This is a genomic window from Kitasatospora sp. NBC_01287 (genome assembly GCF_026340565.1).
Taxonomy (GTDB): domain Bacteria; phylum Actinomycetota; class Actinomycetes; order Streptomycetales; family Streptomycetaceae; genus Kitasatospora.
Genome location: NZ_JAPEPB010000001.1, coordinates 4,089,266 through 4,113,702, shown reverse-complemented (window position 1 = coordinate 4,113,702; position 24,437 = coordinate 4,089,266). Strand labels below are relative to the sequence as shown.

The window sequence follows — 24,437 nt, the reverse complement described above, 5'->3', positions numbered from 1 at the left end:
ATCGATTATCGGCGGGAAGGGTAGGGGAGGACCTGGGCTGGTCCCCGGGCCCGGAAACGTGAGCGGCCAGGTGGAGGAGCTGATCATGAGTACCGCCCCGACCCCACCGCAGCCGCCCATCCGTCCGGAGCAGGCGCACCCGCTTCGCACGATCCGGGAGATCCGGGAGTCGCTGCCCGCGGACCAGGTCACGCGTTTCGACGCGGAACTCGCCGACACCGATATCGACGCCAAACGGGTATCGACCCGCCCGATGCGCTGGTCGCGGCGACCGCCATCGCGAACGGCTGGACGGTGGCCACCCGGAACACCGAGCACCTGGCTCGCACCGGTGCGACCGTGCTGAATCCATGGGAGTTCCCCGCTAGGCCGCCCGGCTGAAAACGCGTCAGCGCGCCCCGCGTCGTCCAGCCGTGCGCCATACGGTCGGATGAACTGCTCAGCATGCGGATCTCCCTCTCCAGAGCGCCCGGCCGGGCGGCCCCGCCCCGGCTCACGCTCGTGCGCTTCTCGGCTGTCCTCGCACTGCTGGCGGGCTCGCTGCTCGGCAGCGGGGCGCTCGCGCCGCCCGCCCACGCGGCGATCTCGTTCACCAAGAGCGTGGACAAGGCGGACCCCGAGCCCGGGGAGAACGTCACCTATACGCTGCACTACACCTGTTCGCTCACCGAGTGCGACAACGGGCTGATCACCGACACCCTCCCGGCCGGGATGGAGTTCGTCGGGTGGTCGCCCGACCCGTCCTCGGTCGATGTCGAGGGCTCCACCGTCCCGGCCGCGGGCACCATGGGCGGCACGATGGCGATCAAGCTGCACCAGCTGAGCCCGGGCACCACCGCGACCATCACGGTCGTCCTCAAGTACCCGAACTGGACCACCGCCAACGGCACCCACTCGGTCAACTCGGCCACCATGACCGCCGACGGCGAGAGCGCGCAGACCGCGACCGCCGAGACCACGGCCCACGTCCAGCCGCAGTACACGGTGACCAAGGGGGTGCAGACCAGCAGCGGTGACGGACGCTCCGTCACCTACCAGTTCAGCACCTGCTCCGCCCCGAACGTGCCCAACGTCGACCTGGACGCCAGCCGGCTGCTCGACACGCTGCCCCCCGGCGCGGTGGTCGACACCGCCCGTTCGCCGGGCTGGGAGGAGGTGGCGCCGGGGCCGAACACCTGGGGCTACGACATCGGCGAGTTCCGCTCCGGCAACGGCCAGGCGGGCTGCCGGGTCCCGGGCGTGCTGGTGGTCTACTACCCGCAGGACCGGTTCCCCGACGGGACCACCTCCACCAACAAGGTGGACCTCAAGGGCGACCCGCTCGGCCCCGAGCCGGAGCGGCAGCTGGCCGAGGCCACCGCCGAGACCCACACCTTCCAGCCGCCGACCAGCGGGGTGCACGTCACCACCGGCAAGAGCTGGCGCTCGACCACGACCTCCGGCGACCTCAACGGGTTCAGCCTCTTCGCCACCAACACCGACGGCCCGGCCACCAGCCTGACCGTGACCGACCCGGGCGGCGGCACCACCGAGGGCCTCTACAACTGGTTCGCCCCGCAGTCCATCCAGCTCGACGCCTGGAACCCGACCAGCATCCTGCTGACCCTGGAGTACCGCCTCAACGGCGACCCCGCCTGGCACACCTTCACCCCCGGCGCGGCACTGAACGGCTCCGGCACGCGCCGGATCAGCTTCGCCCAGGGCGCCGGCGACCCGGCCAACGACGTGCTCGGCATCCCGGCCGGCCGCTGGTTGGACGGCCTGCGGTTCACCTGGAACGGGCCGATCCCCAGCGGCTGGAGCCCGGGCAACTCGGTGCAGGTGCTGACCCAGGTGCTGGCCACCGGGCACGACGGTCGCGCCGCCCCCGACCCGCTGACCAACTGCGTGGACACCACGGCCACCGACGGCACCAACGACGCCGCTGCCCACGCCTGCGCCGACACCACCGTGACCGCGGCGACCAACCTGGGCGCGGCCAAGACCACGGTGGCCGGCTCGCTGCTCTCGCCCGGTGGCACGGCCACCTTCCAGGTGATCCCGTACAACCGCACCGGCCGCGCGCTGGACCGTCCGCTGGTGCTCTACGACGTGCTGCCGCTCGGCCTCATCTACGTCGAGGGCTCGGCCCGGCCCGACCCGGGCTACGCGGACGCCAAGGCGCCGCAGTCGGTGGAGGTCTCGCCCGGTCCCGACGGGCGCCAGGTGATCAAGATGACCTGGCCGGCCGGCGCCCCCGACATGACCTACCTGCACGACCAGCTCGCCTACCGGATGCTCTTCGACGCCCAGGTGGCGGGCAGCGTCCACAGCGGCACGCTGACCAACGACGTGTACGTCACGGCCGACCAGCCGCTGCGGCCCGTCACCTGCAGGTTCAACGGCAGCGACAGCGGCGCCGTGCCGGACGGCATGGACCTGAACGGCAACGGCGACACCACCGAGACCCTCTGCCACGCCTCCTCCGAGGTCGAGGTGCAGGTCCCGGCCGTGCTGCGGTCGTACAAGGAGGTCAAGGGCGACCTGGACAGCGACTACGGCAGCATGGGCACCGCCACCCCCGGCGGGCAGCTCTCCTACCGGATGACGGTCCGAAACGACTCGCCCGACCCGGTGCACGACTTCATCGCCTACGACCGCCTGCCCACCCCGGGCGACGGCTACGTGCTGCACCCCGACGCCCAGCGCGGCAGCGCCTGGGCCCCCTCGCTCAGCCGGCCGCTGACCAGCAGCGACCCGACAGTGGTGATCGAGTACACCACCGCCAAGCAACCCTGCCTGCCGGACACCCTGCGCACCCCCGAGCAGAACGCCGGCTGCGACGCCTCGGCGACCTGGAGCACCACCTTCCCGGGCCCCGGGCTGGCCGCCTGGTTCCGGGTCAGCCGCCCGGGCGAGCTGGCCGCCGGCGACTCCTTCACGCTCACCTGGCCGATGGTCGCCTCGGTCGACGCACCCGAGGGCGACTACGCCTGGAACAGCTTCGCCTACGCCGCCACCGACGAGGCCGGCCAGCCGCTGCTGCCCGCCGAGCCCGCCAAGGTGGGGGTCGGGGTGAAGCGGCCCAAGCCGACCAACAACGCGCTGGGCGACCGGGTCTGGCAGGACGTCAACAGCGACGGCATCCAGCAGCCGGACGAGCCCGGACTGCCCGGGATCCGGGTGGAGCTGCTCGACGGCAACGGCCAGCCGGTGCGCGACCGCAACGGCGTCCCGGTCACGGCGGTCACCGACGCCAACGGGTACTACCTCTTCGACCACCTGCCGGACGGCTCCTACGCGGTGCGCTTCGACCTGGCGACGCTGCCCAAGGACGCGACCGTGACCAAGCGCGGCGCGGGCAGCGACCCGGCGCTGGACTCGGACGCGGACCCGGTGACCGGGCTCACCCAGACGGTGCGGCTGAGCGGCGGGCAGCGGTACCTGGACCTGGACATGGGGGTGGTGCTGCCGGCGCCGCCGACGCCGACGCCGACGCCTACGCCTACGCCTACGCCTACGCCTACGCCGACGCCTACGCCGACGCCTACGCCGACGCCGACGCCTACGCCGACGCCTACGCCTACGCCTACGCCTACGCCTACGCCGACGCCTACGCCTACGCCCACGCCGACGCCCACGCCGACGCCCACGCCGACGCCCACGCCCACGCCGACGCCCACGCCGACGCCGACCGAGACGGCCACTCCGACCGGGCCGCCCACTCCCACCCCGACCCCGACGGTGGTGCCCACTCCGAGTCCGACCACCAGCGGGCCGCCGCTGCCGAACACCGGCAGCGACCTGCCCGGCGGCCTGCTCGCCGCGATCGCCGGGATCCTCGCGCTCGGCGGGCTGGTGCTCCTCGGACTGGCGAGCCGCCGCGCGGGACGCCACGGGTAACCGGCCCGACCGGTCGCACCGGTCAAACCGGTAGTTGAACGGCTGACGGCCGCTCAGGACTCCTCACCAGGGGCCTGAGCGGCCGTCAGCATGTCAGCGCCGCAGGGTCGCGAAGCTCTCAGCCGGCCAGCGCCACCGCGGGCGCGCCCCCGACCTCGCCCGCCGCGCCCGGCACCGGTCGCAGCTGCCGCCGGGCGCCGAAGAGCAGCGCCCCGCCCAGGGTGATCCCGCCGACCGCGCACCAGGCCACCGCCGTCAGCGAGGTGGCGACCAGCGAGCCGGAGACCGCGTAACCGAGCGCGTTGCCGGTGGCGAAGAGGGTGACCAGCCAGGCGAAGGCCTCGGTCACGGTGCCGGTCGGCGCCAGCTCGGCGACCAGCACGAAGGCGGCGGCGAGCAGCGGCGCCAGACCGATGCCGGAGACGAAGGCCAGTGCCGCCATCGGCCCGGGGGAGGGCAGCAGGAGCAGCGGCAGGTAGCAGGCGCCCATCGCGAGGGCCAGCGCCCAGGTGCGGGTCGCGGTGCCGCTGCGCCAGCGCACCGCGCCGTAGCCGAGGGCGCCGAGCAGGCCGGCCAGCGCGGCCAGCGCGAGCAGCAGTCCGGCACCGCCGGGCAGTTGGTGCTGGTGGCGCTCCGCGTAGGCGATGAAGAGGACGTTCTGCGAGCCGACCGTCCAGCCCGCGCCGCCCAGCCCGATCAGCAGCAGCACCAGGCCCGGGGAGCGCAGCGGGCCGAGCAGCCCGGCACCGTGCTCGCGCGGCGGCGCCTGCCAGCGGCGGGCCGGCGCGGCGGTGGCGACCACCAGGGCGCCGGCCAGCCCCAGCCCGGCGGCGGTCCACAGCGCGGCGACCGGGCTCGCGGCCGCGGCGATGCCGGCCACCGCGAGCGGGCCGGCCACGTAGAGGATCTGCTGGGAGGCGGAGTCGAAGGCGTAGGCGGTGTCGAGCTGCTCCTCGGCGACCACCTCGGGCCAGAGCGCGCGCAGGCACGGTTCGAGCGGTGGCATGCAGAGTCCGGCCACCGCGGCGCCGCCGATGGCGGCCGCCGGGTTGCCGGGGGCGAGCGCCAGCAGCGCGTAGCCGAGTCCGGCCAGCGCGGCGGAGCAGAGCAGCACCTTGGGCTGCCCCGTGCGGTCCACGATCCGGCCGAGCACCGGCCCGCCGATCGCGGCGCAGATCGCGTAGGCCGCGGTGGCCAGCCCGATGCCGCTGTAGGGCGTGCCGGCGTGGCGCAGCGCGAGCGCGATGACCAGCGCGGTCATGCCCGCCGGGAGGCGGCCGAGCAGGGTGCCGAGCAGCAGCCGGGTCACGTGCGGGGCGCGGAGCAGGGCGAGGTAGCCCACGGGGGTTCTCCCGGGCGGTGGTGGGGCGGGCGTGGGGCGTGGGGCGGGACAGGGCGGTGCCCCTGTGCAGTTATACGTATAACTCTGCGGTCCGTCAATCTGACCGGATGTCGGCGTGAGGAGCTGAAGGTCAAGAGCATCTCAAACAAGTACTTTGAACATCTCAAATCTTTGCTGTTACTGTGTCGGCCATGACCACCCCAGGCGCACTCCGGCAGCAGGACATGAGCGGCTCGCTCATGGCGTGCGCGCTGCCGTTGCCGCTGTGCCTGGCGGGTGTGGGCTCGTGTCGCGTTCCGAGCTGTAGCTAGGCGGCGCACCCTTCGCCGCGAACCGTCCGACCGGTCCCCGGACCTGGCCCTGACGGCTTCCGTGCGCCGCCTTCCCCTTCCCTCGCACCCCCCTGCCCGTGCTGTCCCCACTCCTGCCTCGGAGCCGCACCCCCATGTCCAGTTCCACCCCCGCCCCCGCGCCCTCGGCCCTGGGCCGCCTGCGCCGCACGCCGTTCTGGGTGCAGATCGTCGCCGGCCTGGTGCTCGGTGTCGTGCTCGGCTTCATCGCCCGGCAGAACGACGTCTCCTGGCTGAGCACCACGCTCGACACCATCGGCAAGACCTTCGTCCAGCTGCTGAAGCTCGCGGTGCCGCCGCTGGTCTTCACCGCGATCGTGGTCTCGATCGCCAACCTGCGGAACGTCACCAACGCCGCCCGGCTGGCCGCGCGCACGCTGCTCTGGTTCGGCATCACCAGCCTCATCGCGGTCTCCATCGGCCTGGCGATCGGCCTGGCCACCAACCCGGGCCGCGGCACCAACCTCTCCACCAGCGGCCTGAAGCCCCCGCAGGACTCCGGCTCCTGGGTCGACTTCCTGACCGGCATCATCCCGACCAACATCGCGGACGCCTTCCTCAAGGTGAACGTCCTGCAGATCGTCTTCCTCGCGATCGTGGCCGGTGCCGCCATCCTCAAGGCCGGCGCGAAGGCCGCACCCTTCCTCAAGCTGAACGAGTCGCTGCTGGAGCTGGTGCAGACCGCGCTCTGGTGGGTGATCCGGCTGGCCCCGCTCGGCACCCTGGGCCTGATCGGCAAGTCCGTCGCCAAGTACGGCTGGGACCTGCTGCGCCCGCTGGCCACCTTCACCGTCGACGTCTACGTCGGCTGCGCCCTGGTGCTCTTCGTCGTCTACTCGCTGCTGCTGCGCTTCGTCGGCGGCCTCAACCCGGTGCGCTTCTTCCAGGGCGCCTGGCCCGCGATCCAGCTCGCCTTCGTCTCCCGCTCCTCGGTCGGCACCCTGCCGGTCACCCGCCGGGTCACCGAGCGGCTGGGCGTGCCGAGTGAATACGCCTCGTTCGCGGTGCCGTTCGGCGCCACCACCAAGATGGACGGCTGCGCCGCGATCTACCCCTCGATCGCCGCGATCTTCGTCGCCCAGGTCTACGGGATCCACCTCGGCATCGGCGACTACCTGCTGATCGCCTTCGTCTCGGTGATCGGCTCCGCCGCGACGGCCGGCCTCACCGGCGCCATCGTGATGCTGACCCTGACCCTCTCCACCCTGGGCCTGCCCCTGGAGGGCGTCGGCCTGCTGCTGGCCATCGACCCGATCCTGGACATGATGCGGACGGCGACGAACGTGGCCGGGCAGGTCGTGGTGCCGATCCTGGTCTCGGCCCGCGAGAAGACCCTCGACCTGGTCGCCTACAACGCCCCGAGCGCCGAGCTGTACGAGAGCCCGGTCACGGAGGCGGAGGTGGAGAGCAAGGAGCTGGTCGCGGCCTGACGGCTGATCAGCACGACCGAGAGCCCGGAGCGGGACGCTCCGGGCTCTCGCGCGTGGGGTGTGCGGATGCTTCAGACGTCGCCGAACGCACCGGCCTTGACACCGGCCACGAAGGCGGTGAAGCCCTCGGCGGAGAAGATCAGGGCTGCCTCGTCAGGGTTCTTGGAGTCACGGACGGGCACGGCGCCGGGGAAGCCGTCGGCGACCTCGACGCACGCGCCCTGTTGCTGGCTGTAGGTCGACTTTCGCCAACTGGCCTGAGACATGTCCATACTTACCCAAGGTCCTCTCGAGCAGCGCGAAACAGATCGATGGATGCAGTCTCGGAAAGTGCGCCCACCTGAAGGCGATGGTAGTTCCTGTCCCAGGTGGTGAGAGCCTTGGGATCACGTTGAACGTGGCCCTGACCTTCGGACTCCGAGTACCCGATCAAGCTTCGGTCAGCGAGCGTCAGCAGATGTACGGGGAGTGCGAACGGACGATCCGCGCCCATGGAGTAGGGGGCTACTTGGATGATCGTCCCTGGGCTGTGGGCGCGTTCTTCCAGTGCGGCGAGTTGCCTGCCCATCACCGCCCGTCCACCCACAAGCCGATGGATGCAGCTCTCATCGAGAACGGCGTGAAGTAGGGGTGCCCCAATTGCGGTGAGGCTCTGTTGGCGGGTGAGCAGTCGTGCGCACCACTCGTCCGCCTCTTCCTGGTTGATGGTTCCTCGCTGTACCTGGGCGTCCACGAGCGCTCCGGTGTACTCCGCTGTTTGAAGCAGGCCTGGTACCACCCCGATCTCGAAGACCCGGATCTCCCTCGCCTTCGCCTCCTTCGCGGCGTACCCCTCGAACCCGTCGAGCAGTGAGGCGCGTCGAACCTCGCCGTGCCGTTCGACCCACAGCGTTCCGCTTCCGAACGCCATGTCAGCTGCGCTGGCAAACCGGAGAGTTGAAGGCTTGCGGCCAATTTCTACCGCCGAGATGTGCACTGCCGAGTAACCCATGCGTTCGCCGAGCTCCTCCTGCGTCCACCCGCGTTCCTCGCGTGCGCTGCGGATTTGAGCGCCGAAGCGGGCGCGTGGTGAGGCATCCGGGTCAAGCTCCGAGCGATTCAAGATCTGCTCTCCCTCCAGATCTGGCACGGTTGAAGGCTCCTTGACTGTACGGGATCGTTGTTCGTCTTGGTAGTGGCTTCACTACGGAGAGGAGCGATGATGTCCGAACGCAGACATCCACAGGCGGTGTACCAGCCCCGCGAGGGCGAGCTGGTGCACGACGCGAAGCACAACCTGACCGGCGTCTATCAGTGCCCGGGGTTCGGCAAGTACCCCACGGTGTATCTGCGGCCGGTCGGTGGCGGTATCGAATGGGAGACCCCGACCAGCGAGATCCAACAGATCACCTCGGCAGGCGAGTTGGAGTCGGTCAAGGCGGCGGTGCCGCGTGGTCGGCCGAGCGGCGGGGTGGAGTTGTGAGCCCCTGCTCCGGCCACGATGCGGAGTTCGCCGGCAGCCCGATCTCTCTGCCACCCCGCCACATGTGGCGGTGGGGCCGGTGTGTCTGCTGCGACCGTCAGACCGTGGTGGCCCCCGGGCCGCAGATCCTCACCAACGGCCAGCAGTTGGTCACGTTGCCCTACTGCCAGGTGGGCTTCGAGCGGGCGGCCCGGTACACCCGGCGCGTTCAGCTGCACGCCGCCCTGCACGATGCGCGCGGGGTGCTCGCGTGAGCGGACTGAGGCCGGGGCTGGAGGACATCGGACTCCCGGGGAGCACGATCATGACCATCCACCAGCCCGGTGACAGCCTGGCGCGGCCCTACGACCACGCCGCCGCCGAGGCCGACCTGCGCCTGCTCGGCCGGCACCTCGACGGCCAGGCGCAGGCGGGCGCGAGCACGGCCATGCTCGACGCGACGCTCGGCGTGATGAGCGCGGTGCACGCGCGGATCGTCGCCGAGACGGCCGCCCGCCGCCCGCAGACGCTCCGCCCGCTGCTCGCCGGGTGAACTCGGCCGCCTCGGCCGACGCGGGACCGCCTCAACTTCCGTGCTGGTCCAGGGGCCAGCACGGAGCAAGCCCCCGCGTAGCCGAATCCTGGGGATGACGCTCGCGGGTCGCTCACCCCGGCCGCCGGAAGCGCGCACCGGTCGGCCGGGACGGCCCGTAGACCTCGCTCTACCTACAGAAAGGAAAGCGGTATGAGCACCACTGCACCTCCGTGGGGAACCACTCGGATGGGGCCGTTCGTGGAGTCCGGGCCCGTGCCCGCGATCACGTCGGTCATCGACCCCGAGACCCAGGTCGCCGTGTACTACGACGACCAGGGACGCGAGATCGAGATGGGGGCGCACGGCACGAGCACCAACACCAGCACGCCCACCACCACGGGCGGGGGCGATGGCAGGAGCGGCGAGCACGCCCAGCCGTCCGACATCGACAGCATGCCCGCCAACGACCAGGACCAGGGCACCGGCTGAGATGACCGACGATCGGCCCGGGGCCGTGCTGGTCCTGACCAACTCCCTCGACGCTACGGCGGATGTGGTCCTGCGCATCCTCGCCGAGCGCCGGGTCCCGGTCGTGCGCGTAGACCCCGGTGTCGATCTCCACAACGGCGCCTCGCTGACTGCCAGGTACGGAAACAGCGGTCAGCGAGGCGTTCTCGTGACACCGACTCGTGAACTCGACCTGCAACATGTCCGGGCGGTTTGGTGGCGCCGACCCACCGCGTACGGTGGGCTTTCCGAACTGAACGGTCAGGAAGCCAAGTTCGCCGGCTCTCAGATGTTCTGGGGAGTCGGCGGGATCCTCGCGTCACTGCCCCGCGCGCACTACCTCAATCACCCGTGGCAGATCAGGAACGGGGAGTACAAGCCCGCGCAGCTCGCTGCCGCGCTGCGGGTCGGGTTCCTGGTGCCCGAGACCATCATCACCATGGACCCGGCCGAGGCCCGGCAGTTCTGCACCGAGCGGCCCGCCGTGTACAAGCCGCTGTGGAACACCCCGTACCGCGACGCCACCGACAAGGCGCAACAGGTCTGGGTACGGGACGTCTACCCGGCCGACCTCACCGACGCGGTGGCCGCTTGCCCTCACCTGTTTCAGACGAAGATCGAGAAGGTGTTCGACGTACGGCTGACGGCTGTTGGTACGAAGCTGTTCGCAGTCCGGATCACGGGCCCGGAACTCGACTGGCGCAGGCGACAGGACCTGCTCACCTACGAGCCGATCGGCGTCCCGGACGCCGTTGCGGCTTCCGTTGCGGCCTATCTCGCGGAGACGGGACTCGTCTTCGGGGCGTTCGACTTCGCCGTTGACGCGGCGGGCACCTGGTACTTCCTTGAGTGCAACCCCAGCGGCCAATGGGCCTGGCTCCCGACCGAGATCACCATGCCCATCGCCCACGCGATCGCTGATGAACTGGAGAGTCCGCAATGACCGACGCCGAACGACTGAGGGCGAACCTGGTGGACACGCTCACCGCCGAGGGCGTGCTCCCGGACCCGGCATGGCGCAAGGCAGCCGAGGCGGTACCGCGAGAGTTGTTCGTCGCCAGCCACTTCACCGAGGTGGCGGGCAGCAACCCCACCAGCTACCGCGTGACCCACCCCGACGCCCCCGGATGGCTCGAAGCCGTCTACACCAACCAGACGCTGATCACCCAGTTGGACGGCCGGGCTGACCCGTCGGATGCCGGTGACCAGCCGGTGACCGGCGCTCCGTCGTCATCCTCCACGCTTCCGTCCCTGGTGCTCGGCATGTGGCAGCAACTCGACGTCGAGGTAGGGCAACGGGTGCTCGAAATCGGCACCGGCACCGGCTACTCGACGGCTCTGGGGGCGCACCGTCTCGGCTCCGAGAACGTCGTCAGCATCGAGGTGGACCCGGGTGTCGCGGATCGCGCGAAGCGGGCCGTCACCGCGGCCGGCTACGCCCCGACACTGGTTGTCGGTGACGGTCTCAACGGCCACGCGGACGGCGCGCCCTACGATCGGCTGATCGCCACCTGTTCGGTTCGCCATGTGCCCATGCCGTGGCTGTACCAGGTGAACCCGGGCGGCAGGATCCTGGTCACGCTGACCGGCTGGTCGTTCCGGTTCGGCCTGGCCCTGCTGACCGTGACCGGGCCCGGACGTGCGACCGGTCGATTCCTGCCGGGGTACACGAGTTTCATGGTGGCGCGTCCTCATGACCGGCCGCCCCGGCAGAGCCTCTGGCTCATGCCCGGCGAAGAACGGCCGACCCGGATCGATCCAGCTCTGATCGGCGACTGGACCGGCGGGTGGGTGGCTCAACTCGCCGCTCCGTCCGCCGAGCAGCTGGGGATGGGTGGGCAACAGATCCTGTCGGACGTGGCCACCGGCTCCCAGGCCCGCACCGCGCTGAGTCCGGATGGCGGGTGGACCGTGATCCAGCGGGGGCCGCTGCGGCTCTGGGACCAGGTGGAGAGCGCCATCGAGGCGTGGCAGGCGGCCGGTTCCCCGCACCAGGAGGGGTTCGGAATCACGGTCACCGAGAACGGCCAGCGGGTCTGGATCGGTGACGAGGACGGTCCGGGCTGGGACCTGCCCGTCTGACGACACCGAGCGGGGTGCGCGTGGGGCGGGTGCGACCGGTGGGGTGTGCGGGGGTCGGAGGCGCGCCCGGGGAGTCACTCGTTCGAGTGGGGGCGGCCCCGGCGGCCCGGGGGCGGGGCTACCTTGGCGGTGGGAGTGAGAGGAGGAGCCGTGGGCACGTCCGAGGCTGCTCGCGGTTACCAGGTCGATGACCCGGAAGCCGCGCTGAAGTTCGCCATTCGGCACATCAAGGGTGATCGCGTGCAGATCATCGAAGGGGTGATCGAGCCGATGGCGCCCAGCTGGGACCACGAGAACACGGCCGACCTGATCCGTGAGCAGCTGGGTCCCCGGGCGCGCACCCTGGAGTGCACGCTCGGGTCAGGGGATCTGGACCTCGTCGGTAGCAGCAACTGGTTCATCCCGGACCTCGCGGTCGTGCCGCGTTCGCTGGCCAAGGGAGCAGGCGCGCTGCGCCCCGACCAGACCCTCCTGGTCGTCGAGGTGACCTCCGAGTCGAACGGCGACACCGACCGCCTGGTCAAGCGCCGGCGCTACGCCGAGTACGGGGCGCCGCTGTACCTCCTGGTGGACCGCCAGGAGCGGACCTGCGCGCTCTTCTCCGAGCCGGGCCCGCTGGGCTACACCCAGGCCGCGGGGCCCTATCCGTTCGGCACGGACGTGCGGCTGCCGGAGCCGTTCGGACTGGAGCTGCGCACCGACGAGTTCTGAGTGGGCGGCAGCAGGGGCGATCAACGGCACGGCACCCAACGGCACGGCACCCAACGGCAGGGGGCCCGCCGGTCGGCTGACGTGGCGGGCCCCCTTGGTGGTGCAAGTCATGCTCTGCGGCCCGGGGAGGGCCGTCGGAGACCCGGCGCGGGGCGGGGTCCTGAGCGAGATCAGGTGATCAGAGAATGATCAGATAGCGGTGACGTTCTCCGCCTGCGGGCCCTTCGGGCCCTGGGTCACGTCGAAGCTCACCGCCTGGTTCTCCTCCAGCGAGCGGAAGCCGTTCGCGTTGATGGCGGAGTAGTGGACGAAGACGTCGGGGCCGCCGCCCTCCTGGGCGATGAAGCCGAAGCCCTTCTCAGCGTTGAACCACTTGACGGTTCCCGTGGCCATGCCGTTCTCCTTGCGAGGGACGTGGTGGACACCACACCGTGTGGCATCCGGTCCGCTGCGCTGATCGCCCCGCCTCCGGGAGTTGGGCCCGGAGTTTTTCGCACAATACGCAATGCTGAAAAACTACAAAAAGCCCGCGGTTACATGCTCCGCAGGCTTCAAGTACTGCAAGGGGAATCAAACTGCAACTGGATGAAACCGTAGCACGGAGGCGCGGGCTCGACCAGAGGTGTCCTGCGGTGCCCAAGGGGCGTGTCGGACCTGGCCGGAGGTGTGTCGCGCGGGGGTCGCGCCGAGTCGCGCGGAGCCCGGGCATACCCTGCGAAGACCGGACGAACGGGCGAAGGAGCACGCGGTGGCTGATCTTGTGGAAGAGGCGGTAGGGGCCGGCGTCGGCAGGGGGCCGGGCGGGCCCGGCGGCGCGCCGCTGACCCGGCCGCGGGTCGGCCACATCCAGTTCCTGAACTGCGTACCCCTCTACTGGGGGCTGGGCCGCACCGGCAGCCTGCTCGACCTCGACCTGACCCGGGACACCCCGGAGAAGCTCAGCGACCTGCTGGTCGCCGGCGCGCTCGACCTGGGGCCGATCACCTGCGTGGAGTATCTGAGGCACGCGGACGAACTGGTGGTGCTGCCGGATATCGCGGTCGGCAGCGACGGTCCGGTGATGTCCTGTGTGATCGTCAGCAAACTTCCGCTCGACCAGCTGGGCGGGCGCACGGTCGCGCTCGGCTCCACCAGCAGGACCTCGATCCGGCTCGCCCAGCTGCTGCTGGAGGAGCGCGAGGGGGTCCGCCCGGAGTATGTCAGCTGCCCGCCCGACCTGGAGGCGATGCTGGCCCGGGCCGACGCCGCCGTGCTGATCGGCGACCCGGCGCTGCGGGCCACCCTGGAGGCGCGGCCGGACAGCGGGTACACGGTGCACGACCTCGGGCAGATGTGGAAGGACTGGACCGGCCTGCCGTTCGTCTTCGCCGTCTGGGCGGCCCGGCGGGAGTTCGTCGAGCGGCAGCCGGAGCTGGTGGCGGCCGTGCACGGGGCCTTCCTCGCCTCCCGCGACCTCTCGCTGGTCGAGGCGGACCAGGTGGCGGCGCACTCGGCGCGCTGGGAGCCGTTCGACGCGGCGGTGCTGGAACGGTACTTCAGCCAGGCGCTGGACTTCTCGCTGGGCGAGCGGCAGCTGGCCGGGATCGCCGAGTTCGCCCGCCGGGTGGCCCACGACAGCGGCTTCGCGCCGGATGTGACGGTCCGCCTGCTGGAGCCTGCGCCGCTGCTCTGAGATCCGGGCTCTGAGATCCGGGCTCTGAGATCCGGGCTCCGAGGTACAGGCTCCGAGGTACGGGCTCCGAGGGCCTTGAGGGCTCCGGCCGGGCGCCGCGCCCGGCCGGTCGTCTGCGCAGTGTGCCGCCGCGGTGCCGCCGCGGTGCCGCCGCGGTGCCGCCGCGGAGCTCCCCCGGGCGGGGGAGCGGGCGGCGGCACCCCCTGGCGTAGGCTGGTCCGGTCACGTCGCCGGGGTCCAGCTCAGCCAGTCGGTTCAGCCAGGTGCTCCCGGCCGATCCTGGAGAGAAAGAAGGCCGCCAGGTGTCCGAGCCCGCAGCGATTCACGACGCGCCCAGCAGCGACCTGCAGGCGGTCCTCGACCGGGCGGCGGCCGGCGGCCGGATCTCGGCCGAGGAGGCGCTGGAGCTCTACCGCTCGGCGCCGCTGCACGCGCTCGGCGCGGCGGCCGACGCGGTGCGCCGCCGCCGCTACGCCGGTACCGAGCACATCGCGACGTACATCATCGAGCGCAACATCAACTACACCAACGTCTGTGTGACGGCGTGCAAGTTCTGCGCCTTCTACGTGGCGCCGAAGAGCGACAAGGGCTGGTCGCGCGACCTGGACGAGATCCTGCGCCGCTGCGCGGAGACCGTCGAGCTGGGTGGCACCCAGATCATGTTCCAGGGCGGCCACCACCCGGACTACGGGGTGGAGTACTACGAGCGCGCCTTCGCCGCGATCAAGGCCGACTTCCCGCAGCTGGTGATCCACTCGCTGGGCGCCTCCGAGGTCGAGCACATGGCCCGGCTGTCGAAGGTCTCCGTCGAGGAGGCGATCACCCGGATCCACGCGGCCGGCCTGGACTCCTTCGCCGGCGCCGGCGCGGAGCTGCTGCCGGAGCGCCCGCGCAAGGCGATCGCCCCGCTCAAGGAGTCGGGCGAGCGCTGGCTGGAGATCATGGAGATCTCGCACGGGCTCGGCGTGGAGTCCACCTCCACCATGCTGATGGGCACCGGCGAGACCAACGCCGAGCGGATCGAGCACCTGCGGATGATCCGCGAGGTGCAGGACCGCACCGGCGGCTTCCGCGCATTCATCCCGTACACCTACCAGCCGCAGAACAACCACCTCAAGGGCTCGACCCAGGCGACCGTCTTCGAGTACCTGCGGATGATCGCGATCGCCCGGCTCTTCCTCGACAACGTGGCGCACATCCAGGGCTCCTGGCTGACCACCGGCAAGGAGGCCGGCCAGCTCTCGCTGCACTACGGCGCGGACGACCTGGGCTCGGTCATGCTGGAGGAGAACGTGGTCTCGGCGGCCGGTGCCAAGCACCGCTCCAACCTGACCGAGCTGATCCACCTGATCCGCACCGCCGGCCGGGTGCCCGCCCAGCGCTCCACCACCTACCAGCACCTGCGGGTGCTGGACGACCCGGCCAACGACCCGGTCGACCCGCGGGTCGCCTCGCACATCGCCTCCACCGCGATCGAGGGCGGCACCGCGCACCCGGAGCTGAAGATCCTGCAGTCCAACTGACCGGCCCCGCCGCATGCTCACGCTGCACCGGGCCGCGCTGCTGCTGCCCGCCGTCCCCTCGACCAGCACCGCCCCGCCGTTGACCGACGGGGCGGTGCTGGTGCGCGGTGACCGGATCGCCGCCCTCGGCGGCTACGCCGAGCTGGCCGCGGCCCACCCGGACGCGCGGCGGCGCGAGTGGCCGGCGGCGCGGCTCACCCCGGGGCTGGCCCAGCCCCGCGGCGCGTTGCTGCTGGAGCACCGCTACCACCCCGACCCGCGCGAGGAGCTGGGCGCCGACCCGCTGCCACTGCCGTCCGGCGGGGTGCCGGAGGCGCACTACGGCGGCTTGGGCGGCAGCGCGAGGCGCGGGCTGCAGCGAATGCTGGCGCACGGGACCACGGCGCTGGCCGGTCCGTTCGAGCACCCCGCGGTGCGCGCGGCGGTCGCCCGCTCCGGGCTGCGGCCGCTGGCGCCGGGCGCGGCTCCCGAGGACGGCCTCGGCCCGGCGGACGGCGGCTTCGCCGGTGTCCCGTACGGCTCGCTGGTGGTCGGCGAGCGAGCGGATTTCGCCATCTTCGAGCAGCCCGGCGGTGCCTGCCTGGGCACGGTACTGGCCGGTAGGCTGCTGCACCGGCGGCGCTGAGCCGCTCCCGGCCAAGGGCCGGAAGGGTCGTCGGTCCCCGAACTCCGGTGTCCGGCCGACGTCCTGATTCCCACTCGCCGTGACCTGAGGGCCCGCCAGCGGTTACGATCCCGGTCGGTCCCGCGCACCTGCCGCCAGACGGGTGCATCCCCCGACCCGACGGCCGGGGAGGGCCCGCCTCACCGCCGTGCCCAGGGAAGCCAGGTCAACCCAGCCATGCGATCCGCGTCCGTGTCCGCCGTCCCCAGGATCGGCCGTGGCTGGTACCTCGCGGCGGTGCTGAGTGCCGTGCTGGCGCTCGGCATGTGCCTGCTGGGCTGGCGGCAGGCCGAGTTGGCCGACAAGATCGGCGCCCACCCGGTGCGGGTCGAGGGCACCGTCACCCGGCTGCCCGGCGGCAGCGCCACCTACAGCGGCGTCCGGTACCAGGCGGACGGCCAGCAGCGCACCGCCACCGACCTGCCGCTGCCGGACAAGGCCAAGGTCGGCGACCCGATCTGCCTGGAGCACGCCGCCACCGACGCGGGCGCGGTGCGCACCTGCGACCAGCACTACCCGCAGGCCGCCGGGGTGCGGCTGGCCCAGATCAGCGTGCCGGTCGCGCTGCTGCTCTGCGTGCTCTGCCTGCTGCGGATCACCCGGCACCGGCGGACCACCGGCGGTCTGCTGCGCCGCACCCGGATGGTCACCACCGTGGCGCTGGCCACCGAGGCGCTGGCCGAGGGGATGCCCGCGATAACGCACGGCAAGCGCTCCCGGCGCCGCCGCAAGGGCGGGCGGCGCGCGCTGCGCTGAGCCGTGTCCGACAATTCGCGCGCCGGGCGGGAATTGTCCGACAGACCCTGGCCCGGCGCCCGCGCCGGCCGGCCCAGGGTGAAGAATGGGCCCGTGACCCGAGCCAACCTGGACAAGCAGCCGCACGAAGTCGCCGCCATGTTCGACGACGTCGCGGCCAAGTACGACCGGACCAACGACGTCCTCTCGCTCGGCCAGGCCCGCGCCTGGCGCCGCGCGGTGGCCGAGGCGGTCGCCGCGGGCCCCGGCGACCTGGTGCTGGACCTCGGTGCCGGGACGGGCACCTCCTCGCTCCCGTTCGCCGAGGCCGGCGCGCGGGTCGTGCCGTGCGACTTCTCGATCGGGATGCTGACCGAGGGCAAGAAGCGCCACCCCGAGCTGGCGCTGACCGCGGGCGACGCCACCCGGCTGCCCTTCGCGGACGACTCCTTCGACGCGGTCACCATCTCCTTCGCGCTGCGCAACGTGCACGACACCGACGCGGCGCTGGCCGAACTGCACCGGGTCACCAAGCCCGGCGGCCGGGTGGTGATCTGCGAGTTCTCCACCCCCACCTGGACCCCGCTGCGCACCGTCTACACCGAGTACCTGATGCGCGCGCTGCCGCCGGTGGCCACCAAGGTGAGCAGCAACCCGGAGGCCTACGTCTACCTGGCCGAGTCGATCCGGGCCTGGCCCGACCAGCCCGAGCTGGCCGCCAAGCTGCAGCGGGCGGGCTGGACCAAGGTGGCCTGGCGCAACCTCACCGGCGGGATCGTCGCGCTGCACCGGGGAACCAAGGCCTGACCTGCCCGGGTCGGCGGGTGGGAGCGCCGTAGACTGCTCGGGACCGCCAGCCAGTTCCCCGTCAGTGCCAGGAGAGTGCCCGCCGTGACCGAGACCGCCGTCGAGAGCTCCGCTGACGTCATCGTGGTCGGGGCCGGCCCGGCAGGTTCGACGACCGCGTACTACCTGGCGCAGGCCGGGCTCGACGTGCTCCTGCTGGAGAAGACGGCCTTCCCACGGGAGAAGGTCTGCGGCGACGGCCTGACCCCGCGCGCCACCAAGCAGTTGGTGGACATGGGCATCGACGTCTCCACCGCCAACGGCTGGCTGCACAACAAGGGCCTGCGGATCATCGGCGGCGGGGTCCGGCTGGAACTGGACTGGCCCGAGCTCTCCTCGTTCCCCGACTACGGCCTGGTGCGCAAGCGCGCCGACTTCGACGAACTGCTGGCCCGTCAGGCCGAGAAGGCCGGCGCCCGGTTGTACGAGCGCTGCAACGTGAGCGCCCCGATCCTGGACGAGCGCACCGGCCGGATCACCGGGGTGCGGGCCAAGCTGGGCGAGGAGAAGCGCGAAGTCAGCTTCCACGCCCCGCTGGTGGTGGCCGCCGACGGCAACTCCACCCGGCTCTCGCTCGCGATGGGCCTGCACCGGCGCGAGGACCGCCCGATGGGCGTGGCGTACCGGACGTACTTCACCTCGCCGCGCGGCTCGGACGACTACCTGGAGTCCTGGCTGGAGCTCTGGGACACCCGAGGCAGCGAGAAGAAGCTGCTGCCCGGCTACGGCTGGATCTTCGGGATGGGCGACGGCACCTCCAACGTCGGCCTGGGCATCCTGGACTCCTCGCCCGCCTTCGGCGAGCTGGACTGGCGTGAGGTGCTGAAGTCCTGGTGCGCGAGCATGCCGGCGGAGTGGGGCTACACCCCCGAGAACATGACCGACCCGATCCGCGGCGCCGCGCTGCCGATGGCCTTCAACCGCCAGCCGCACTACACCCGCGGCCTGCTGCTGGTCGGTGACGCGGGCGGCATGGTCAACCCGTTCAACGGCGAGGGCATCGCCTACGCGATGGAGTCGGGCCAGATCGCCGCGCGGACCATCGTGCAGGCGCACGCCCGGGTGACGGACGGCGGCCGCGAGCGGGCGCTGCAGGCCTACCCGAGCACCCTCAAGGACGTCTACGGCGGCTACTACACGCTGGGCCGGGCCTTCGTGAAGCTGATCGGCAACCCGAAGGTGATGCAGCTGGCGACGCAGCGGGGGCTGACCCACCCGATGCTGATGCGCTTCACGCTGAAGCTGCTGGCGAACCTGACGGACCCGCAGGGCGGGGACGCGATGGACCGGATCATCAACGGCCTGGCGCGGGTGGCACCGAACGCCTGACGGCCCCTGACGCCTGAGGGCCCCTGACGGCCGAGCGCCCCTTGGGCCGGCTGGGTGGGCCCGACCGCGCGGGGTCGGGCCCGTGCGGTCAGCGCTTGCTGATCTGCACGCCCTTGATGTCGACGGGCAGGGTCGGGAAGCCGTCGCCCGGGCCGTTCTGGTCGTCCTCACCGGCGGCGGCGATCTTCTGCAGCACGTCCAGGCCCGCGGTCACCTTGCCGAAGGGGGTGTAGGCCGGGGGGAGCTTGGTGTCCTTCCAGACGAAGAAGAACTGGCTGCCGTTGGTGTTCGGGCCGGCGTTGGCCATCGCCACCGTGCCGGCCGGGTAGGTGGCGCCGGTCAGGTTCTCGTCGTTGAAGGAGTAGCCGGGCCCGCCGCTGCCGGTGCCGGTCGGGTCGCCGCACTGCAGCACGAAGATGCCCTGGGTGGTGAGCCGGTGGCAGTGGGTGCGGTTGTAGTAGTCGGCGTCGGCCAGGAAGCGGAACGAGAAGGTGGTGCACGGCGCGGCCGCCGTCAGCGCCTGGAAGGTGATCGCGCCCTGGCTGGTGCGCAGGGTCGCGTGGTAGGGCTGGGCGGCCTTGACGGCGTCGAAGACCGGGATGCCCTTGAAGCGGTCGGCCGGCACCGCCTTGGTGAAGCCGCAGTTGGCGCTGGTGGCGGGTGCGGGTGCGGCGGTGCCCGGCTTGGCGTCGGGTGAGACGGTGGCGGCCGAGGCCGCGCTGGTCGCACAGAGTGCCAGGGTGGCGGCAGCGGCGGCGACGGCGATCCGGGTGCGGGCCATGTGGGGACCTCTCGGGAGTTGACGGCATGTCATGCGCACAACGTCATTCCCAGACGCCTCACAAGTCATGCCTCTCGTGCCCTGGTTGCGAACGAACGTTCGTGTCAGGATGTTCGGCTGTGCGTCTCATCAACCGCGACTTCACCCTGCTCTGGGCCGGCCAGTCCGTCTCCCAGACCGGTGACTACGTCTTCGACACCACACTGACCCTCTGGGTCGGCACCGAGCTGCTCAGGGGCGGCGCGCTCGCCCCGCTCGCCGTCTCCGGCCTGCTGGTGACGGTCGCGGTCGCCACCCTGCTGGTGGCCCCGATCGCCGGGGTGCTCGTGGACCGGTGGGACCACCGGCGCACCATGCTGGGCAGCGACCTGATCCGGGCGGTGCTGATCGGGGCCGTCTCGGTGCTCGCCTTCCTGCCGAAGGGGACGCTGCCCACCGGGGTGACCGTCGCCGCCGTCTACCTCGCGGTCTTCCTCAACGCGGCGGTCTCGCAGTACTTCAACCCGGCCCGGTTCGCCATCATCGGCGAGGTGGTGCCCGCCGAGCTGCGGACCAAGGCCGCCGGGATCGGGCAGTCGACCCAGGCGATCGCCGGGATCGTCGGGCCGCCGCTGGCCGCGCCGCTGCTCTTCACCGCCGGCGTGCAGTGGGCGCTGGTCCTCAACGCGCTCTCCTACGTCGGCTCCTACCTGCTGGTCGGCGCCGTGCGGACGGAGCGGCGGACCACGCGCGAGTCGGACGCCCGTGCGAGCGTGCCGGCCGAACTCCGCGAGGGCCTGCGGCTGGCGCTCGGCAACCAGGTCGTCCGGGCGCTGCTCCAGGTGATCGCGCTGATCTCGGTCGGGATCGGCGCGCTGAACACCGTCAACGTCTTCTTCCTCCAGGTCAACCTGCACAGCGACGTCAAGTGGTTCGGCACCCTGGAGACGGCGCTCGGCCTCGGCACGCTGCTCGGCGCGGTGCTGGCCACCCCGCTGCAGAGCCGCCTCGGCACCCGGCGGGCCCTCCCGCTCGCCCTGGTGGCGATGGGGGCGCTGCTGCTCGGCTACGCGCGGTTGGGCGCGTTCTGGCCCGCGCTGGGACTGCTGGCGGTGCTGGGCGTGGCGCTCGCCGTGGTGAACGCGGGCTTCGCGCCGCTGCTGATCGAGGCGACGCCGAAGGAGTACCTCGGCCGGGTCTTCTCGGTGATCAACCCGGTGCAGCAGGTCGCCAACGTGCTCGGCATGGCGCTGGCCGGCTGGCTGGCGAGCACCGCGCTGCGCGGCTTCCACGGCGAGGTGGGCGGGCTGCACCTGGGCGGCTACGACACGGTGTTGACCGGCTCGGCGCTGCTGGTGCTGGCCGGCGGGGCGTACGCGGTGGGCGCGCTCTGGCCGACGGCGGGGCGGGCGGGGGCGGGGTCGCCGGGGCAGGACGGCGGGGCCGGTGCCGCCGTGGCCCCGGAAGCGGTTCCGTAGTTCCGTAGTTCCGTAGTTCCGTAGCTACGTGCCACGGCGGCGGTCAGCGCGGCAGCCGCAGCGCCAGGCCGTCGAGCACCACCTCCAGGCCGTAGCCGAACTTGCTGTTCCGGATCCCGACCGGATCGATCTCCGTGGTGGCCGCACTGGCGCCGTAGGAGTCGACCAGGTGGTCGTGGTCGGCGGCGGCCTGCCGGGCGGCGGGCATCAGGCGGGCGATGAAGGCGGCCTCGGTCTCACCCGAGCGGGCGACCGTGGTGAGCCAGGCCGCCTCCGTGGTGCTCATGCCGATGACGTAGGAGAGCACGGTGTCGATCGCCCGGTCCGGCTCCGGGAAGCCGGCGGCCGTGAACAGGGCGGCCAGCCGCTCCGAGTAGGACATCAGGTTGGGGCCCAGGTAGGCCAGGCCCGCCTGCCCGAGCACCGAGGCCAGCCACGGGTGGCGCAGGGCCGTCGCACGGAAGGCCTGGGCCGCCTCTATCGCGGCGGCGCGCCAGTTCGGGCCGTCGGCCGGCGGCACGGCCATCTCGCCGAAGACCTCGTCCACCGCGAGCTCCATCAGCTCGTCCTTGGTGGCGACGTGCCGGTAGAGCGAGGTCGCCCCGGCGTTGAGCCGGGCGCCGAGCTTGCGCATGCTGAGCGCCTCGGTGCCGTCGGCGTCCAGCATGACGATCGCCTCGCGGACGATCGCGCTCCGGCTGAGCGCGGGCTGGTCCGCCTCGCGCTGCTGTCGGGCCCAGACGGAGGGGATCGGGTTCTCGTTCTGTTGCTGCGCCTTGGCGGCCATGGCACTCCTCCTTGCGTACACCGTTCGCATCAGCGTACAGGAATGGAGGGTTGCGCACACCGTGCGCTGATGCGTACATTGTTCGCAACGAAGGAACGACGTGCGCAGCTCGGAAGGACGAACCTCATGGAGACCCGCAACCCACGCCGCTGGTGGATCCTCATCGTGCTGTGCCTCAGCTCGCTGGTCCTGGTGGTGGACAGCATGGCGCTGACCGTCGCGGTGCCCGCGATGACCAGGGACATCGGCGCGAGCGCCCAGGACACCCAGTGGATCCTCGACTCCTACGTCCTGGTCTTCGCCGGACTCCTGCTCACCGCCGGCAGCCTCGGTGACCGGTTCGGCCGCCGGAAGGTGATGATCATCGGACTGCTGCTCTTCGGAGCGGCCTCACTGGCCGCGAGCTTCTGCGCGAATCCCGGCGAGGTGATCGCCGCGCGGGTGGTGATGGGCGTCGGCGGAGCGCTGATCATGCCCTCGACGCTGTCGATCCTGATCACCGTCTTCGACGAGGCGGAGCGCGGCAAGGCGATGGCGGCGTGGAGCTCGGTGTCGATGCTCGGCCTGGTCGGCAGCCCGGTGCTCGGCGGCGTGCTGATCGCCCACTTCTCCTGGCACGCGATCTTCTTCATCAACGTCCCGGTCGTCGCACTGGCCGTGCTGGCGGGCCTGACCCTGATGCCGGAGTCCAAGGGCGCCTGGCAGAAGCCGGACCCGCTCGGCGCGGTGCTCTCCGCCGTCGGCATGACCGCCCTGATCTGGTGGATCATCGGGATCCCGCAGCACGGCGCCTTCGGCGGCGTCCCGGTGATCACCCTGGCCGTCGCGGTCCTCTCCCTGGTCGGGTTCGTGGTCTGGGAGAACACCACCCCCGCGCCGATGGCGCCGCTGGTCCTCTTCAAGCACCGCGACTTCAGCGGCGGCTCGCTCTCGCTCACCCTGGTGCAGGTCGGCAACGGCGGCCTGCTGCTGGTGCTCACCCAGTACCTGCAGTTCGTGCTCGGCTACTCGCCCGTCAAGGCGGGCCTGGCCTTCGTGCCGCTGGCCGTCGCCGCGCTGGTCGGCAACTTCTCCGGAGCTGCCCTCGCCGCGAAGATCGGCAACCGCCTGCTGGTGCTGGGCGGGATGCTCGTGATGGCCGCCTCCTTCGCCCTGCTGAGCACCGTGACGGTCAGCACCGGCTTCGCCGTCCCCGCCACCGCGCTCGGCCTGCTGGGCCTCGGCGCCGGTCTGGCGATGCCCGCCGCGGTCGGCGCGCTGATGGGCACCATCCCGGCGGAGCAGGCGGGCGTCGGTTCCGCCCTGAACGACACCATCCAGCAGGCCGGCACCGCGCTCGGCATCGCGATCCTGGGCTCGCTGCTCTCCAGCGGCTTCACCAGCCGGATGCCGTCCGGCGCCCCCGCCGAGGCCAGGCAGTCGATCGCCGGCGCCCTGGCCGTCGCCCACGGCGACGCCGGCGGCTCCCTGGTGCAGGCTGCCCGGCAGGCCTTCACCAGCGCGATGTCGACCACCTTCACGATCAGCGCGATCGGTGTCCTGGCCGCCGCCCTGGTGGCCAGCCTGGTCATGCGGGGCGCCACCGCGCCGGAGCCCGTCGCCGCGCCGCTGCCGGAGGCGGAGCTGGTCGCCTGAGTCGGCGCCCGCACGCAGGAGGCCGGCACCCCTCGCGGGGTGCCGGCCTGTTCCGTGTCCGGGAGGGCGAGGGGCTCAGGTTGCCGGGCCGGGCGGGCCGGGCGTGCCTGCTGGGCCTGCCGGGCCGGGCGGGCGGATGGCGTGGGCGAGTTGGAGAACCTCGGTGGGGTGCAACGGGCGCAGCTGGACCAGCACGGTGCCGGCCGGGGTGATCCGCCAGCCGCTGGAGAGCTCGCCGAGGTCGACGCCCGCCGCGTCGAGCGAGTCGGTCAACCGGTCGAGCGCGGCCACCGCCTGGTTGTGGGCGGCGAAGTTCACGGCAGCTTCACCAGCCACTGCGCGTCGACCTCCCACTCGGTGCCGCCCCGCTCCGGGCGCAGGTAGACGGTCTGCCGGGTGCGGGCCATGAACGCGCCGTGCCGCTGGTTGAGCACGTCGAACACCAGCTCGCCGCGCCGGGTGGGGGTGTAGGGCTGCTCGGGCGGCTTGGTGCGGCCGTCGTCGCGCACGGTGGGGTAGGTCGGCGGGATCCGGAGCATCGCTTCGGGACGCCCACCGCAGTTGGCGGGGCACTGGCACTCGGGCAGGCCGCGCTCGATGAAGGGCGGTGGGGGAGAAGCGATCTGATTGTCAGTCATATATGACGCTCCGTGCGCTCGCTGGGGTGAATCTCACGATCCGTGCATCTAGCGTGGCGCTTCGGAGTTAGGCTCGCCAGAGGGCAAGCG

Annotated in this window: 25 protein-coding genes; 17 read left to right on the top strand and 8 right to left on the bottom strand. The window is 71.7% G+C overall.

Annotated features, from left to right (window positions below; all coding sequences use genetic code 11):
• Positions 1-444 precede the first annotated feature (444 nt).
• Positions 445-3,882: an SdrD B-like domain-containing protein gene (locus OG455_RS17365; RefSeq protein ID WP_266294678.1), complete on the top strand. Its 3,438-nt coding sequence runs from the start codon at positions 445-447 to the stop codon at positions 3,880-3,882.
• A gap of 118 nt (positions 3,883-4,000) precedes the next feature.
• On the opposite strand, the gene OG455_RS17360 is transcribed toward OG455_RS17365, so the two are convergent.
• The gene (locus OG455_RS17360) at positions 4,001-5,224 is read right to left on the bottom strand and encodes an MFS transporter (protein WP_266294676.1); all 1,224 of its coding nucleotides are present in this window, start codon (positions 5,222-5,224) and stop codon (positions 4,001-4,003) included.
• A gap of 445 nt (positions 5,225-5,669) precedes the next feature.
• Here OG455_RS17360 and OG455_RS17355 point away from each other — a divergent pair, with 445 nt between their 5' ends.
• Positions 5,670-7,004 (top strand): dicarboxylate/amino acid:cation symporter, encoded by a 1,335-nt coding sequence (locus OG455_RS17355; RefSeq protein WP_266294674.1) that lies wholly within the window; start codon positions 5,670-5,672, stop codon positions 7,002-7,004.
• 71 nt (positions 7,005-7,075) lie between these two features.
• Here OG455_RS17355 and OG455_RS17350 read toward each other — a convergent pair whose 3' ends face one another.
• Together OG455_RS17350 and OG455_RS17345 are read right to left on the bottom strand one after the other, a co-directional pair.
• On the bottom strand, positions 7,076-7,276 hold the full coding sequence (locus tag OG455_RS17350) for a DUF397 domain-containing protein (RefSeq protein WP_266294672.1): 201 nt from the start codon (positions 7,274-7,276) through the stop codon (positions 7,076-7,078).
• A gap of 2 nt (positions 7,277-7,278) precedes the next feature.
• Positions 7,279-8,133, bottom strand: coding sequence for a helix-turn-helix transcriptional regulator (locus OG455_RS17345; protein ID WP_266294670.1), 855 nt, complete (start codon positions 8,131-8,133; stop codon positions 7,279-7,281).
• Between the two features lie 72 nt (positions 8,134-8,205).
• Here OG455_RS17345 and OG455_RS17340 point away from each other — a divergent pair, with 72 nt between their 5' ends.
• The 7 genes from OG455_RS17340 (at position 8,206) to OG455_RS17310 (ending at position 12,280) form a co-directional block, all read left to right on the top strand.
• Complete coding sequence (locus tag OG455_RS17340) at positions 8,206-8,466, top strand: hypothetical protein (protein WP_266294668.1); 261 nt, start codon at positions 8,206-8,208, stop codon at positions 8,464-8,466.
• 104 nt (positions 8,467-8,570) lie between these two features.
• Positions 8,571-8,720 (top strand): hypothetical protein, encoded by a 150-nt coding sequence (locus OG455_RS17335; RefSeq protein WP_266294666.1) that lies wholly within the window; start codon positions 8,571-8,573, stop codon positions 8,718-8,720.
• A 50-nt stretch (positions 8,721-8,770) separates the two neighbouring features.
• Positions 8,771-8,998 carry a hypothetical protein gene (locus OG455_RS17330; RefSeq protein ID WP_266294663.1) on the top strand — a complete coding sequence of 76 codons (228 nt, stop codon included), beginning with the start codon at positions 8,771-8,773 and terminating at the stop codon, positions 8,996-8,998.
• Between the two features lie 192 nt (positions 8,999-9,190).
• Positions 9,191-9,469 (top strand): putative ATP-grasp-modified RiPP, encoded by a 279-nt coding sequence (gene tgmA / locus OG455_RS17325; RefSeq protein ID WP_266294661.1) that lies wholly within the window; start codon positions 9,191-9,193, stop codon positions 9,467-9,469.
• Position 9,470: 1 nt separating this feature from the next.
• The gene (gene tgmB / locus OG455_RS17320) at positions 9,471-10,430 is read left to right on the top strand and encodes an ATP-grasp ribosomal peptide maturase (RefSeq protein ID WP_266294659.1); all 960 of its coding nucleotides are present in this window, start codon (positions 9,471-9,473) and stop codon (positions 10,428-10,430) included.
• Entirely contained in the window at positions 10,427-11,569 is a 1,143-nt protein-coding gene (gene tgmC, locus OG455_RS17315; protein ID WP_266294657.1) for an ATP-grasp peptide maturase system methyltransferase, read from the top strand. Before tgmB ends, tgmC begins: the two co-directional genes overlap by 4 nt.
• Before the next feature lie 150 nt (positions 11,570-11,719).
• Positions 11,720-12,280 carry a Uma2 family endonuclease gene (locus OG455_RS17310; protein ID WP_266294649.1) on the top strand — a complete coding sequence of 187 codons (561 nt, stop codon included), beginning with the start codon at positions 11,720-11,722 and terminating at the stop codon, positions 12,278-12,280.
• Between the two features lie 189 nt (positions 12,281-12,469).
• Here the strand turns inward: OG455_RS17310 and OG455_RS17305 are convergent, their stop codons facing one another.
• Positions 12,470-12,673, bottom strand: coding sequence for a cold-shock protein (locus OG455_RS17305; protein ID WP_030235313.1), 204 nt, complete (start codon positions 12,671-12,673; stop codon positions 12,470-12,472).
• Between the two features lie 427 nt (positions 12,674-13,100).
• Between OG455_RS17305 and OG455_RS17300 the strand changes: the two genes are divergently transcribed.
• From OG455_RS17300 to OG455_RS17275, 6 genes are all read left to right on the top strand, one after another.
• Positions 13,101-13,952 carry a menaquinone biosynthetic enzyme MqnA/MqnD family protein gene (locus tag OG455_RS17300; protein WP_266300845.1) on the top strand — a complete coding sequence of 284 codons (852 nt, stop codon included), beginning with the start codon at positions 13,101-13,103 and terminating at the stop codon, positions 13,950-13,952.
• 320 nt (positions 13,953-14,272) lie between these two features.
• Positions 14,273-15,475 (top strand): cyclic dehypoxanthinyl futalosine synthase, encoded by a 1,203-nt coding sequence (mqnC, locus tag OG455_RS17295; RefSeq protein WP_266300844.1) that lies wholly within the window; start codon positions 14,273-14,275, stop codon positions 15,473-15,475.
• A gap of 13 nt (positions 15,476-15,488) precedes the next feature.
• Entirely contained in the window at positions 15,489-16,100 is a 612-nt protein-coding gene (locus OG455_RS17290) for a hypothetical protein (RefSeq protein ID WP_266294646.1), read from the top strand.
• A gap of 231 nt (positions 16,101-16,331) precedes the next feature.
• Positions 16,332-16,895: a hypothetical protein gene (locus tag OG455_RS17285; protein WP_266294644.1), complete on the top strand. Its 564-nt coding sequence runs from the start codon at positions 16,332-16,334 to the stop codon at positions 16,893-16,895.
• 93 nt (positions 16,896-16,988) lie between these two features.
• A complete protein-coding gene (locus OG455_RS17280; protein WP_266294642.1) occupies positions 16,989-17,681 on the top strand; it encodes a demethylmenaquinone methyltransferase in 693 nt (230 codons plus the stop codon).
• Positions 17,682-17,765: 84 nt separating this feature from the next.
• Entirely contained in the window at positions 17,766-19,049 is a 1,284-nt protein-coding gene (locus OG455_RS17275; protein WP_266294640.1) for a geranylgeranyl reductase family protein, read from the top strand.
• A gap of 88 nt (positions 19,050-19,137) precedes the next feature.
• Here OG455_RS17275 and OG455_RS17270 read toward each other — a convergent pair whose 3' ends face one another.
• Positions 19,138-19,830: a peptidylprolyl isomerase gene (locus tag OG455_RS17270; protein ID WP_323185530.1), complete on the bottom strand. Its 693-nt coding sequence runs from the start codon at positions 19,828-19,830 to the stop codon at positions 19,138-19,140.
• Between the two features lie 119 nt (positions 19,831-19,949).
• Between OG455_RS17270 and OG455_RS17265 the strand changes: the two genes are divergently transcribed.
• Positions 19,950-21,287, top strand: a complete 1,338-nt coding sequence (locus OG455_RS17265) for an MFS transporter (RefSeq protein WP_266294638.1) — start codon at positions 19,950-19,952, stop codon at positions 21,285-21,287.
• A 43-nt stretch (positions 21,288-21,330) separates the two neighbouring features.
• Here the strand turns inward: OG455_RS17265 and OG455_RS17260 are convergent, their stop codons facing one another.
• The gene (locus tag OG455_RS17260) at positions 21,331-22,074 is read right to left on the bottom strand and encodes a TetR/AcrR family transcriptional regulator C-terminal domain-containing protein (protein ID WP_266294636.1); all 744 of its coding nucleotides are present in this window, start codon (positions 22,072-22,074) and stop codon (positions 21,331-21,333) included.
• 126 nt (positions 22,075-22,200) lie between these two features.
• On the opposite strand from OG455_RS17260, the gene OG455_RS17255 reads away from it, so the two are divergent.
• Positions 22,201-23,709, top strand: a complete 1,509-nt coding sequence (locus OG455_RS17255) for an MFS transporter (protein WP_266294634.1) — start codon at positions 22,201-22,203, stop codon at positions 23,707-23,709.
• A gap of 75 nt (positions 23,710-23,784) precedes the next feature.
• Here OG455_RS17255 and OG455_RS17250 read toward each other — a convergent pair whose 3' ends face one another.
• Positions 23,785-24,027, bottom strand: coding sequence for a hypothetical protein (locus OG455_RS17250; RefSeq protein ID WP_266294632.1), 243 nt, complete (start codon positions 24,025-24,027; stop codon positions 23,785-23,787).
• Complete coding sequence (locus tag OG455_RS17245) at positions 24,024-24,347, bottom strand: hypothetical protein (RefSeq protein WP_266294630.1); 324 nt, start codon at positions 24,345-24,347, stop codon at positions 24,024-24,026. Before OG455_RS17245 ends, OG455_RS17250 begins: the two co-directional genes overlap by 4 nt.
• Positions 24,348-24,437: the final 90 nt, after the last annotated feature.

Bases quoted from the DNA above. Each gene is read 5' to 3' on its own strand.
- tgmB (WP_266294659.1), top strand. From the start codon at position 9,471: ATGACCGACGATCGGCCCGGGGCCGTGCTGGTCCTGACCAACTCCCTC.
- OG455_RS17270 (WP_323185530.1), bottom strand. From the start codon at position 19,830: ATGGCCCGCACCCGGATCGCCGTCGCCGCCGCTGCCGCCACCCTGGCA.
- OG455_RS17245 (WP_266294630.1), bottom strand. From the start codon at position 24,347: ATGACTGACAATCAGATCGCTTCTCCCCCACCGCCCTTCATCGAGCGC.
- OG455_RS17255 (WP_266294634.1), top strand. From the start codon at position 22,201: ATGGAGACCCGCAACCCACGCCGCTGGTGGATCCTCATCGTGCTGTGC.
- OG455_RS17290 (WP_266294646.1), top strand. From the start codon at position 15,489: ATGCTCACGCTGCACCGGGCCGCGCTGCTGCTGCCCGCCGTCCCCTCG.
- OG455_RS17355 (WP_266294674.1), top strand. From the start codon at position 5,670: ATGTCCAGTTCCACCCCCGCCCCCGCGCCCTCGGCCCTGGGCCGCCTG.
- OG455_RS17365 (WP_266294678.1), top strand. From the start codon at position 445: ATGCGGATCTCCCTCTCCAGAGCGCCCGGCCGGGCGGCCCCGCCCCGG.
- OG455_RS17350 (WP_266294672.1), bottom strand. From the start codon at position 7,276: ATGGACATGTCTCAGGCCAGTTGGCGAAAGTCGACCTACAGCCAGCAA.
- tgmC (WP_266294657.1), top strand. From the start codon at position 10,427: ATGACCGACGCCGAACGACTGAGGGCGAACCTGGTGGACACGCTCACC.
- OG455_RS17305 (WP_030235313.1), bottom strand. From the start codon at position 12,673: ATGGCCACGGGAACCGTCAAGTGGTTCAACGCTGAGAAGGGCTTCGGC.
- OG455_RS17260 (WP_266294636.1), bottom strand. From the start codon at position 22,074: ATGGCCGCCAAGGCGCAGCAACAGAACGAGAACCCGATCCCCTCCGTC.
- OG455_RS17330 (WP_266294663.1), top strand. From the start codon at position 8,771: ATGACCATCCACCAGCCCGGTGACAGCCTGGCGCGGCCCTACGACCAC.
- OG455_RS17340 (WP_266294668.1), top strand. From the start codon at position 8,206: ATGTCCGAACGCAGACATCCACAGGCGGTGTACCAGCCCCGCGAGGGC.
- tgmA (WP_266294661.1), top strand. From the start codon at position 9,191: ATGAGCACCACTGCACCTCCGTGGGGAACCACTCGGATGGGGCCGTTC.